The sequence below is a fragment of the Streptomyces albireticuli genome (assembly GCF_021228125.1).
Lineage (GTDB): Bacteria > Actinomycetota > Actinomycetes > Streptomycetales > Streptomycetaceae > Streptomyces > Streptomyces albireticuli.
In genome coordinates this window covers 123,246-136,177 of the sequence record NZ_JAJQQS010000003.1, presented here as the reverse complement: position 1 = coordinate 136,177, position 12,932 = coordinate 123,246, and the positions used below count along the sequence as shown (strand labels likewise).

General features: G+C 74.9%; 5 protein-coding genes. 4 read left to right on the top strand and 1 reads right to left on the bottom strand.

Annotated features, from left to right (window positions below):
* The first annotated feature begins 19 nt into the window (after positions 1 to 19).
* From LUZ64_RS05370 to LUZ64_RS05360, 3 genes are all read left to right on the top strand, one after another.
* On the top strand, positions 20 to 463 hold the full coding sequence (locus tag LUZ64_RS05370) for an RrF2 family transcriptional regulator (RefSeq protein WP_095581091.1): 444 nt from the start codon (positions 20 to 22) through the stop codon (positions 461 to 463).
* Positions 464 to 598: 135 nt separating this feature from the next.
* A complete protein-coding gene (locus LUZ64_RS05365) occupies positions 599 to 1,792 on the top strand; it encodes a globin domain-containing protein (RefSeq protein ID WP_095581092.1) in 1,194 nt (397 codons plus the stop codon).
* A 167-nt stretch (positions 1,793 to 1,959) separates the two neighbouring features.
* Positions 1,960 to 3,552 carry a CocE/NonD family hydrolase gene (locus tag LUZ64_RS05360; RefSeq protein WP_095581093.1) on the top strand — a complete coding sequence of 531 codons (1,593 nt, stop codon included), beginning with the start codon at positions 1,960 to 1,962 and terminating at the stop codon, positions 3,550 to 3,552.
* 163 nt (positions 3,553 to 3,715) lie between these two features.
* Here the strand turns inward: LUZ64_RS05360 and LUZ64_RS05355 are convergent, their stop codons facing one another.
* Entirely contained in the window at positions 3,716 to 4,903 is a 1,188-nt protein-coding gene (locus tag LUZ64_RS05355) for a tryptophan dimethylallyltransferase family protein (RefSeq protein ID WP_095582268.1), read from the bottom strand.
* Between the two features lie 469 nt (positions 4,904 to 5,372).
* Between LUZ64_RS05355 and LUZ64_RS05350 the strand changes: the two genes are divergently transcribed.
* A complete protein-coding gene (locus tag LUZ64_RS05350) occupies positions 5,373 to 12,908 on the top strand; it encodes a non-ribosomal peptide synthetase (RefSeq protein ID WP_095582267.1) in 7,536 nt (2,511 codons plus the stop codon).
* Positions 12,909 to 12,932: the final 24 nt, after the last annotated feature.

Below are 12,932 nucleotides of genomic sequence, written 5' to 3'. Positions count from 1 at the left end.
AATTAGATAGAGTACGTGTGTGCGACTGACCAAGAGCACCGACATCGCGCTGCGCATGGCCATGCGCCTCGCGGTCACGGGCGAGAACGACGCGCCGACCACCCGCGAGGTGGCCGGCGCCGTCGGCGTGCCGTACACCCACGCGGCCAAGGTGGTCAGCAGACTCCAGCACCTGGGGATCGTCGAGGCCCGCCGGGGCCGGGGCGGCGGGCTCACACTCACCGCCGCGGGCCGCACGGGCTCGGTCGGCCGCCTGGTGCGCGCCCTGGAGGGCACGGGGGACGTCGTCGGCTGCGAGGACGACCCCCCGTGCCCGCTGGCGGGCGCCTGCCGTCTGCGGGGCGCGCTGCGCGCGGCCCAGGAGGCGTTCTACGCCGCGCTCGACCCGTACACCGTGGAGGACCTGGTCGCCCGGCCGACCGGCCCCGTGCTGCTGAGCCTGGGCTCGGGGCCCCCGTCATGACGACCCCATGAGGAGGCCGGCGCGCCGACAGCGCGCCGGCGACATGACGGATCACCCACCGTCCGGTTGCCGCGTCGCACACCCTTAAACAAGAGTCTGAAATGAATATTTCAGCCTGAACGTCAGGAGCCGCCGATGCTGTCCCCCCAGTCGACCGAGATCGTCCGCGCCACCCTCCCGGCGGTCGGCGGCGCCATCGGTGAGATCGCGCCGCTCTTCTACGGCAAGCTCTTCGCCGACCGGCCGGAGCTGCTCCGCGACCTGTTCAACCGCGGCAACCAGGCCAACGGCAGCCAGCAGCGGGCCCTCGCGGGCTCCATAGCCGCCTTCGCCACCGCGCTGGTCGAGCACCCGGACACCCGGCCCGACGCGATGCTCGCGCGCATCGCCCACAAGCACGCGTCGCTCGGCATCGCCCCCGAGCAGTACCCGCTGGTCCAGCGACACCTCTTCGCCGCCATCGCCGAGGTCCTGGGCGAGGCGGTCACCCCGGAGGTGGCCGCCGCCTGGGACGAGGTCTACTGGCTGATGGCCAACGCCCTCATCGCCCTGGAGGCGCGGCTCTACGAGCAGGCCGGCACCCCGGACGGCGACACCCTCCGCCCCTGCCGGATCGTCGGCCGGATGCGGGAGACCGCGGACGTGGCCACCTTCCTCGTCCAGCCCCTGGACGGCCGCCCGCTGCCCGCCGGCCGGCCCGGCCAGTACGTCTCGGTGCAGGTGGAACTGCCCGACGGCGCCCGGCAGATCCGCCAGTACAGCCTCTCGGGCCGCCCGGACGACGCCCTCCAGTTCTCCGTCAAGCGCCTCGCCGGCGACCCGGCGGGAGAGGTCTCCAACCACCTCCACGACCACCTGGACACCGGGGACACCCTGCTGGTCAGCGCGCCGTTCGGCGATGTCGTCCTGGACGGGGGCGACGCGCCCCTGCTGCTCGCCTCGGCCGGCATCGGCTGCACGCCGATGATCGGGATGCTCACGCACCTCGCGGCCACCGGCTCGGCACGCAAGGTCGTCGCCGTGCACGCGGACCGCGACGAGTCCGCGCACGCCTTCCGCACGGACCTCGGCCAGCTGATCGGCAAGCTGCCGGACGCCACCGCGCACATCTGGTACGAGCGCCCCGAGGCCGCCGACTGGCCCGCCGACCGCACCGGCCTCGCCGACCTCTCCGGCATCGGGATCCCGGCCGGCACCGTCGCCTACCTCTGCGGCCCGCTGCCCTTCATGCGCGCGGTGCGCGCCCAGCTCCTCGCGGCGGGCGTCCCGGCGGCCGACATCCACTACGAGGTCTTCGGCCCGGACCTGTGGCTGGGCACGGACTCCTGACGCCGCTTCAGCCGCCCGGGGCTCCCGGAGCACCGGACGATCAATCGTTACCCATGCGTAACTTGCCGGACCATTACCTCCGGTAAGCCGACGAGGTTACCGTCGGGTCACTTTCACCGGCGTGCCGCACCCCCGTCACTTCCGCGGCACCGACGTCAGGAGTGACCGTGCGACACCCTCGTAAGGCGCTGCGCGCCTCCGCCGTCGGAGCCGCCTGTGCCGCACTGCTGGCGGGCGCCGCCCTGGGATCGGCGCCCGCCGCGCAGGCGGCCCCCGGTCAGCCGGCCGCGGCGGCGCGGGCGGCGGGCGTGGAGTTCGCCGACATCCCCGGCTCCGGCGGCATCACCCTCAAGGGCAACGTCTTCACCCCGAGAGGCGCCGACGGCTCCCGCCGCTACCCCCTGATCGTGCTCCCCACCAGCTGGGCGATGCCCCGCCTGGAGTACGTCGCCCAGGCCCGGAAGCTCGCCGACGCCGGCTACGTCGTGGTCAGTTACACCTCGCGCGGCTTCTGGCTCTCCGGCGGGAAGATCGAGACGGCCGGCCCGGCGGACGTCGCCGACTCGGCCGCGGTCATCGACTGGGCACTGGCCCGCACACCGGCCGACCCTCAGCGGATCGGCATGGCCGGTGTCTCGTACGGAGCCGGCATCAGCCTGCTGTCCGCCGGGCACGACAAGCGGATCAAGGCGGTGGTGGCGATGAGCGGCTGGGCCGACCTGATCGAGTCGATCTACGGCGAGCGCACCCAGCACCGTCAGGCGGCCGAACTCCTCGGCGGGCTGGGCGAGCTGACCGGGCGGCCGAGCGAGGAACTCCGGCGGATCCTGAAGGACTTCCTCTCCTCGGACCTGTCCAAGGAGAAGGAGATGCTGGAGTGGGGGGCGAAGCGCTCCCCCGCCACCTATCTGGACGACATCAACGCCAACGGCGCGGCGATCATGCTGGGCAACGCGTGGGGCGACACGCTCTTCCCGCCCGACCAGTACGCGAAGTTCTACGAACGGCTCACCGGCCCCAAGCGGCTGGAGCTGCGGCCCGGCGACCACGCGACCGCCGAGGGCACCGGACTGCTCGGCCTGCCCAACGACGTCTGGACGAACGGGCAGCGCTGGTTCGACCGCCACCTCAAGGGCACCGACAACGGCATCGACCGCGAGAAGCCCGTCCGGCTGAAGTCCCGTACGGACGGCGGCTACGAGTCCTACCCCGACTGGGCGTCCGTGGACCGGACGCGGCGCACCCTGCCGCTGGAGGGCACCAAGTCCATCCGGACCGGCGTCGACTCCGGCGCGAACGGCGGCACCGCCCTGCTCTCCAACACCCTCGACCAGTTCCTGAAGATCCCGCCGATGGTGTCCGTGCCCCTGCTGCCGCGGAACCACGCGGCGGTGTGGCAGTCCGGGCCGTACGCGAGCGCGCAGCGCGTCCGCGGGAGCGTGCGGCTGCACACGACGCTGACGAGCGAGAAGGAGACCGGTACGGCGGTCGCGTACCTCTACGACGTGGGTCCGCTCGGGCTCGGCAAGCTGGTCAGCCACGCCCCGTACACGTTCCGCGGGAAGGAGCCGGGGCGGGCGTTCGGGGTGGACCTGTCGTTGTTCGCGACGGCGTACGACGTGCCGGCGGGGCATCGGCTGGCGGTGGTGGTGGATTCCGTCGATCCGCTTTATGTCGGACACAATCCGGAGGGCGGGCGGCTGACGTTCTCGTCGCCGGCGGGGGATCCTTCGACGCTGTCGGTGCCGGTGCGTGAGTAGCGGGTGCCCGCGGCGCTCGCCCCCGCCCCGCCCCTTCCCGCCGCATCCGATGTGCGGCTCCGCCAGGTGGCGGGGGCTCCGCCCCCCCGGGCCCCCTTCCGCGCTGACGCGCGGTGTCCTCAAACGCCGGACGGGCTGAATTCCCGCCCGTCCGGCGCGAAGGTCATACCTCGTCCACCGCCCGGTACGTACCCGGGGCCAGGTACACCGAGAACCTCGGTGAGGCCCCGCCCCGGTACGAGATGAAGTTCTGCGTCAGGGACTCCGTCAGCGGGCGGTCCGCGAGGGCGTCCAGGACCGCCGCGTAGGCGTCCGCCTCGGGCACGCCCTCGGCGCGGAGGAAGGCCAGCACCCGGTCGCGGGCCGCCGCGTCGTGGTCGTGGACGGGGATCATCGGGACGTACAGGGCCGCGCTCGGGAGGTCGTGGCGGCGGTCGAACGTGAGCGTCGTGACCGGGGGCTTGCGCCGCCACGCCGGGGCGTCGTCGGGCCCGTTGATCTGCCGGAGGGCGCGGGCGAACAGGCCGGGGACGTGATCACGGGCGACGGCGGACTTCGCGTCGATCTCCTCCGCGGTCACCCCGGAGTGCGCCACGTACACCTGCGCGCGGAAGGCGTCGCCGCCGACGAGGTCCAGGGCGACCGCGGCCGGCTCGTGCTCCGGTCCGAAGCCGCCGAGGTGGTCGGCGAGCGCGCGCCAGGGGCGTTCCAGGCCCAGCCGGGCCATGGCCTCCGTGGTCCGGGCGGCGGAGTGTTCGCGGCCGGCGACCGCGGGGTTGAGAAAGATCTTGTACACCGGGTGGCCGCCGGGGCGCCAGGCCACGGCATGGGCCATGGAGAAGTAGCCCTGGGGGTCGTCGTCGGTGAAGAGGTCCTCGACCTCCAGCAGGCCGTCGAGGGAGACGCCGGGGCGGCCGGCCAGCCGGCGGCTGAAGTCCATGCCGTCCCGCATCCGGGAGAGGGCGGTCCCGTCGCCCGGTGACTCCAGGGAGATCCGGACCCCGGCCTTGCCGTCGCCCCAGGCGACGGAGGGCTCGAAGGGCATACCGTCGATGGCGACCCAGCCGGCGCGCTTCGGGGGCGTGCCGACCGGGAGCCGCCCCCAGGATCCGGTGAGGTCCTGGAGGAGGGCGAGGATCGACCCGCGGGTCTCGCCGGTGAGGCCGAGGGTCTCGTAGACGCGCCACACCCGGTCGCAGGCGACCTCCGCGTAGGTGTCGGTCGGCCGGTACCGCGAGGACTCGAAGCGCATCGGGCGGCCGATCATCTCGGCGATGACGCCCGAGTCCGGGGTGAACTCCCCTGTGGGGACGGGCTGCTGGGGAACGGCTCCGAGGCCTGCGGTTTCCATGGTGTCTCCCTGTGCGTAACGCGGTGCGGGCGAGGGCGTACGGAAGGCAAAAACGAGCGTGATCCTCCCATCGCGTGGCGGGCCGCGTCCACGCTTTGCCCGACAATTGCCCGTGAGCCCTTTATCGGGCATATGTTCCGGCCAATATGCCGGGCGGCACGCTCACCGGCGACCGCTCAACCGCGCGCCGGGGCCCGGTCGGCCGGTGGCCCGGTGGCGCCCGGCGGCCGGTGCCGCACAGAGTTCGTACCTGGGCCTTACCCACGGTCCCGGGAAAACGATCAGGCAGTGCACAAGAACGGCCGAAATCCTCCACGGCGGTGGTCCGCATCGCGACGTTCTGCGACATGATCGCTACACAACGTTCGCCAGAAGTCACCGGCGAGCGCTGTGCCCTGTCCACATGCGGCCAACCGGAGCGTCGGCGCCGCCGTGCTCCGGGAAGCCTGCGCAGAGGAGTTGTTGACGCGTGTCCGCACAGCACCACTCACCGCGCCGCCTTCCCCCCACCGGTCCCACCGGCCCCGTCGAAGGAGCCGCGCTGCCCGCGACGCTCCCCGAGGCCTTCGCCGGGCAGGCCCGCCGCACCCCCGGCGCGACCGCTCTGGTGTGCGGGGACACCACCCTGACCTACCGTGAGCTCGACCTCCGCGCGGACCGCCTGGCGCGGCGGCTCGCGACGGAGGGCATCCGCCCGGGCAGCACCGTGGCGGTCCTGATGGAGCGCTCCGCCGAGCTCGTCGTCGCCCTCCTCGCCATCGTCAAGTCCGGTGGCTGCTATGTACCGCTGGATCCGCGACAGCCGGCCGCCCGGTTGCGCTGGACCCTGGAACAGACCGGTGCCCGGGTGCTCCTGACCGGTGGCGCGGCCACGGCCGCTGGTCCTTCCCGGCCCGACGCGACCATCGGCGCGGGCCTCAGGACGCTCTCCGTGACCCTCGACGACGACCCCGGCGGGGAACCGCCCGCCGTGTCCCCCTTCCCCGCCGAACCCCGCCAGTTGGCGTACGTGATGTTCACGTCCGGCTCCACCGGCACCCCCAAGGGCGTGGCCGTCACCCATGAGAACGTCGTCGGCCTGGCCCGGGACCAGGCCTGGCGCGGCGGCGCCCACGGGCGCGTCCTGCTGCACTCCCCGCACGCCTTCGACGCCTCCACCTACGAGTTGTGGGTGCCCCTGTTGTCGGGCGGCGCCGTCGTGGTCGCGCCGCCCGGCGAGCTCGACGCGCGCGCCGTCGCCGCCGCGGTCACGGACGCGGGCATCACCGGACTGTGGGTGACGGCCGGGCTGTTCTCGGTGCTGGCCGAGGAGGACCCGCGCTGCTTCCTCGGCGTGCGCGAGGTGTGGACCGGCGGGGACGCCGTCTCGCCCGCCGCCGTGCGCCGGGTGCTGCGCGCCTGCCCCGAAACGGCCGTCGTCAACGGCTACGGGCCGACCGAGACGACCACCTTCGCCACCTGCCACCGGGTCGACGACGCCGGGGGGCTCGGCACCGTGGTGCCCATCGGCGCGGCCATGGCCGGGATGCGCACCGAGGTGCTCGACCCCCGGCTGCGGCCGGTGCCCCCGGGCGAGGTGGGCGAGCTCTACATCGGCGGCTCGGGCCTGGCCCGCGGTTACTGGAAGCGCCCCGGGCTGACGGCCGAGCGCTTCGTCGCCGACCCGCTGGGCGAGCCGGGCGCCCGCCTCTTCCGCACCGGCGACCTCGTGCGCCACGGGCCGGACGGGCTCCTGGAGTTCGTGGGCCGCAGCGACGACCAGGTGAAGATCCGCGGCTTCCGGGTGGAGCCCGGCGAGGTCGAGGCGGTGCTCGCGAGCCACCCGGGCGTCGGCCAGGCCACGGTCGTGGTCCGCGAGGACCGGCCGGGGCAGAAGCGGCTCGTCGGCTATGTCGTGCCCGCCGAGGAGGGCGGACCGGGCCGGGCCGCGGCGGCGCCCGACTCCGTGGGCGAATGGCGGGAGATCTACGACTCGCTCTACAGCGGCACCGCCCGCGCCCGCTTCGGCGAGGACTTCTCCGGCTGGAACAGCAGCTACGACGGCCGCCCCCTGCCCCTGGAGCAGATGCGCGGGTGGCGCGAGGCGACGGTCGAGCGGATACGCGAGCTGCGGCCCCGCCGGATCCTGGAGATCGGCGTCGGCACCGGCCTGCTGATGTCCCGGCTGGCCCCCGGCTGCGACTCCTACTGGGGAACGGACCTCTCCGGCCAGGTCATCGAGGCGCTCGGCGGGCTGGTCCGCCGGGACCCCGAGCTGTCCGGCCGGGTCGAGCTGCGCACCCGTGCCGCCGACGACTTCGACGGCCTGCCCACCGGCTTCTTCGACACCGTCGTCATCAATTCCGTCACTCAGTACTTCCCCGACGCCGCCTACCTGACGGACGTCCTGACCCGGGCCCTCGGCCTCGTGGTGCCCGGTGGCGCGGTCTTCGTCGGCGACGTCCGCAGCCTCCGGCTGCTGCGTGCCTTCCACACCGACGTCCAGCTGCGCCGCGCCGACCTGCCGGACGACCCCGCCGCCGTCCGCGCGGCCGTGGAGCACGGCGTGGTCCGGGAGAAGGAACTCCTGGTCGACCCGGCGTACTTCGCCGAGCTGGCGCACGTCGTGCCCGGCGCCGAGGGCAGCGAGGTGCGGGTCAAGCGCGGCCGGTACGTCAACGAGCTGACGCGCTACCGCTACGACGCCGTGCTGCGCAAGGCGTCCGGTCTCCCGGACCGCACCGCGCCGCCCGTGCGGGAGCTGCGGTGGGGCCGCGACGTGGCGGACCCTGCGGCACTGGCCGCCCGCCTCGACGCGCGGGAGCCCGTCGACATCCGGGTCACCGGTGTGCCCGACGACCGGGTGGCACCGGTGGCCGGGGCGCTGCGCGCCCTGGAGGACCGGCCGGACGCGGTACGGGCCCTGGACGCCGGCGCCGACGCCGACGCCCCGCTCCTGGAGGACCTCCACGAGCTGGCCGCCGCCGCGGGCCTGCGGGCCTCGGCGTCCTGGTCGGCCACCGAGGAGGGCACCCTCGACGTCGTCCTGACGTCCGCCCGGCCCGGCACCCGCAGCGCCGGCACTCCCCGGCCGGCCGGCCTGCCGCTCTCCTCGCTGGTCAACGCGCCCGCGACGGCCCGGGACACCGGTGCCCTGGTCTCCTCGGTCCGCGCCTACCTGCGCGAGCGGCTGCCCGAGTACCTGCTGCCGGCCGCGACGGTGGTGCTGGAGACGCTGCCGCTGACGCGCAACGGCAAGGTGGACCGGCGCCGCCTGCCGGCCCCGGACACCGCCTCCGCCGAGGACGGGCGGGCCCCGCGCGACCCCATGGAAGAGCTGCTGTGCGGGCTGTTCGCGGACATCCTGGGCGTCTCCCGGGTCACCATCGACGACAGCTTCTTCGCCCTCGGCGGGCACTCCCTCTCCGCCACCCGGCTCAGCACCCGGCTGCGGTCCACGCTCGGCCTGGAGCTGCCGGTGCGCAGCGTCTTCGAGACCCCGACCGTCGCCGGGCTGGCCGAGGCCGTGCGCCGGGCGTCGGCGGGCGACCGGCCCGCGCTGGTGCCGGCCGAGCGCCCCGAGCGGGTGCCGCTGTCCTTCGCCCAGCGCCGCCTGTGGTTCCTCGACCGCCTCCAGGGGCCGGGCGCCGCGTACAACGTCCCGCTGGTCCTGGACCTGCGCGGCGAGCTGGACGAGGAGGCCCTGCGGGCCGCGCTGGCCGATGTGCTGGAGCGTCACGAGAGCCTGCGTACGGTCTTCCCGGAGACTCGGGGGGTGCCCCGGCAGCGCGTGCTGGACGGCGCCGTCGCCCGGCCGGAGCTGACGGCCGTCGTCGTGGCGCCGGAGGAGCTGGACGCGGCGGTGGCCGCCGCGGTCCGGCAGCCGTTCTACCTCGCCGCCGAGGCGCCGGTGCGGGCCCGGCTGTTCACGACCGGGCCCGGCGTCCACGTACTGGCCCTGGTCGTCCACCACATCGCGTGCGACGGCTGGTCGCTGGCCCCCCTGTGGCGGGACCTGGCCGACGCCTACGCCGCCCGCCGGGAGGGCCGCGCGCCCGGCGCGGAGCCGCTGCCGGTCCAGTACGCCGACTACACCCTGTGGCAGCGCGCGCTGCTGGGCGACGCGGACGACCCGGACAGCCTGGCCGCCCGCCAGATCGCCTACTGGACCGAGGCCCTGGCCGGGCTGCCGGAGTGCGCCGAGCTGCCCGGCGACCGCCCCCGGCCGCAGGTCGCCTCGTACCGCGGCGACACCCTCCACTTCGGCGTCGACGCCGATCTGCACCGGCGGATCACGGAGCTGGCCGAGCGCTGCGGCGCGAGCCCGTTCATGGTGCTGCACGCCGCGCTCGCCACCCTGCTGACGAAGCTGGGCGCGGGCACCGACCTGGCGATCGGCACCCCCGTCGCGGGCCGTACCGACCACGCGCTCGACGGCCTCGTCGGCTTCTTCGTCAACACTCTGGTGCTGCGCACCGACACCTCCGGGAACCCGGCGTTCCGCGATCTGCTGGCGCGGGTGCGGGAGACCGACCTGGCGGCGTACGCCCATCAGGACGTGCCCTTCGAGCGGCTGGTCGACGCGCTCGCCCCGGCCCGCGGCCTCGCCCACCACCCGCTGTTCCAGGTGATGCTGGCGCTCCAGAACGCCCCGGAGGGCGCGGCGGAGCTGCCGGGTCTGACGGTCGCGGAGCGCGCGGTGAGCACGGGGGCGTGCCGGTTCGACCTCTCGCTGAGCCTGCGGGAGCGGCGGGGCGCCGACCGGCGGCCGGCGGGCATGGACGGCGTCGTGGAATACGGCACCGACCTGTTCGACCGCGAGGGTGCCGAGCGGCTCGTCCACCGGTTCCTGCGGCTGCTCGACGCGGTCACCGCCGACCCCGGGGTCCGGCTCGGCGGGCTCGACGTGCTGCTGCCGGGGGAGCGCGAGACGCTGCTGGAGCGGAGCGGTGACGGGGCGCACGAGGTGCCCCGGCTGCCGCTGCCCGCCCTGTTCGAGGCCCAGGTGAAGCGGACGCCGGACGCGGTCGCGCTGATCCACGACGACGGCACCGGACCCACCCGGACGCTGACCTTCCGGGAGCTGAACGCCGAGGCCAACCGGCTGGCCCGGTATCTGATCGCCTGCGGTGCGGGACCGGAGCGGTTCGTCGCGATCGCGCTGCCCCGCACCGTCGAATCGGTCGTCGCGACCCTCGCGGTGCTGAAGGCGGGCGGCGCCTACCTGCCGCTGGACGCCCACTACCCGGCGGCGCGCCTGCGGCTGATGCTGGACGACGCCCGGCCTGCCCTGCTGCTGACGGACTCCACCACGGCGCTGCCGCAGACGGAGGACCCGGCGGGCCTCGGCCCGCGCCGGATCCACCTGGACCGCGACGAGACCCGGCGTGCCGTCGCCCTGTGCTGGGACGTGGACGTCACCGACAACGAGCGGGAACGGCCGCTGCTGACCGGGCACCCCGCGTACGCCATCTACACCTCCGGGTCCACCGGCCGCCCCAAGGGCGTGGTCGTGAGCCACTCCGGGATCGCCGGTGTGGCCGAGGCCAATGTGCGGCGGTTCGGGGTGAGCGAATCGAGCCGCATCCTCCAGTTCGCCTCGCACAGCTTCGACGGTGCGGTGTGGGAGCTGTGCGGCGGGCTGCTGACCGGGGCCACGCTGGTGCTGGCCCCGCCGGATGTCACGGCCCCCGGCCCGGACCTGGCGGCGCTGATCCGCCGGCAGCGGATCAGCCACGCGACGCTGCCGCCGGCCGCGCTGACGGTGCTGGAGCCGGAACAGCTGCCCTCCCTGACCTCGATGATCGTCTCGGGTGAGGCCTCGTCCGGGGAGACGGTGCGCCGCTGGTCGGCCGGGCGCCGGTTCGTCAACGGCTACGGGCCGACGGAGACCACGGTGTGCGCGACCCTCAGCTCTCCGCTGACCGGCTCCGGCACCCCGCCGATCGGCCGGCCCACCGTGGGCGCCCGCGCCTACGTCCTCGACCGCGACCTGTGCCTGGTGCCGCCGGGCGTCGCCGGGGAGCTGCACGTCTCCGGTGCCGGGCTGGCGCGCGGCTATCTGCACCGGCCGGGGCTGACCGCCGAGCGGTTCGTCGCCGACCCGTTCGGGGAGCCGGGCACCCGGATGTACCGGACCGGGGACACCGCGCGCTGGACCGAGGACGGCCAGCTGGAGTTCATCGGCCGGGCCGACGGCCAGGTCAAGATCCGGGGCTTCCGGATCGAGCCGGGCGAGGTCGAGGCCGCCCTCGGCACCCACCCGGGCGTGGCCCAGGCGGTGGTGGTGCCCCGGAAGGACCCGCGCGGCGGCACCTATCTCGCCGCGTACGCCGTACCGGCCACGGGCGCCACCGTGCCGGACGGCCCGGAGCTGCGCGCCCACCTGGCCGGGCTGCTGCCGGAGTACATGGTGCCGTCCGCGGTGCTGGTGCTGGAGGCGCTGCCCGTCGCCGCGACGGGCAAGGTCGACCGGGCCGCGCTGCCGGAGCCGGACTTCGGGGCGATGTCGACGGGCCGGGCGCCGCGCAATCCGCGCGAGCGCATCCTGTGCGAGCTGTTCGCCGAGGTGCTGGGCGTGCCCCAGGTGACCATCGACGACAGCTTCTTCGACCTGGGCGGGCACTCCCTGCTGGTGACCCGGGTGATCAGCGGGGTGCGCCGGCGGCTCGGCGTGGAGGTGCCCGTACGGACGCTCTTCGAGCGGCAGTCGGTGGCCGCGCTGCTGGACGCCGTCGACGGCCGGAGCGCCCCGGAGGACGAGCGGGCCACGGGCGCGGACGCGTCCGCCGGGTACGGCCCGACGCCGGCCGCGCTCGCGGCGGAGGCGGTCCTGGACCCGCGGATCGCCCTCGCGCCCCGGCGCCCGCGCCGCCCCGGCCGGGAGCACGTCCTGCTCACGGGCGCGACGGGCTTCCTCGGCTCGTTCCTGCTGCGGGAGCTGCTGGACCGGACGAGCGCGGACGTCCACTGCCTGGTGCGGGCCTCCGACGTCGCACAGGCGGAGCTGCGCATCCGCCGGAGCCTCACGCAGTACGGGCTGTGGAACGAGTTCTCGCGCGGGCGCATCGTCCCCGTACCCGGCGACCTGGAGAAGCCGCTGCTGGGCCTGGCACCGGAGCGGTTCGAGGAGCTGGCGGGCCTGGTCGACGCGATCTACCACAACGGGGCCCGGGTGTCCGCCGTCGACGGCTACGCCCGGCTGCGGGGGGCGAACGTGGCGGGCACCCAGGAGGTGCTGCGGCTGGCGGCCCGGTCCGGCGGCGCTCCGGTGCACCACATCTCCACGGCCGCGGTGTCGGTCGGCACCGACGAGGCGCTCACCACCGTGCCCGAGTCGCACCGGGTGCGCCCGGAGGCGGTCATGCCGGGCGGCTACACGACCAGCAAGTGGGTCGCCGAGCAGCTCGTCTGGGCGGCGGCGGACCGCGGCGTCCCGGTCACCGTGCACCGGTGCGGGCGGGTGAGCGGTCACACCGTCAGCGGGGCGGGCTCCAGCCGGGATGTGTTCTGGCAGCTCGTCCGCGCCATGCTCGTCATCGGCGCGGCACCGCGCCCGCCGGCCGGCGAGGAGCTGACGCCCGTGGTCGACCTGGTCCCCGTGGACTACGTGGCCGCCGCGGTCGTCCACCTCTCCCGCCGCCCCGGCAGCCGGGGCCTGGCGCACCACCTCACCTGCCCGGCCCCGATGGACTTCGACGCGGTCCTCGGCCACCTGCGGGAGTACGGCTACCGCCTGGACACCATGGAGCTCGGCGACTGGACCCGCGCCCTGCGGCAGCGCGCGGACGCCGAGGCGGCGGCGGACCCGTCGGCCGGGGCGGGGCTGCTGGACGCGGCCGTGCTGCTCACCGACACCCTGCCGGCGCTGGCCCGGCTCGGCCGACTCCGGCTCGACCGGACCAACACACTGGCCGGACTGGCCGGTTCGGGTGTGGAGTTCCCGCCGCTGGACGGCGATCTGATCCGCGCCTACGCCGACCACTTCGTCGCCTCCGGCTTCTTCCCGCCCGCCGGACCGCGCTGAGCGCGCACCGCGCGGGCCTTTCCC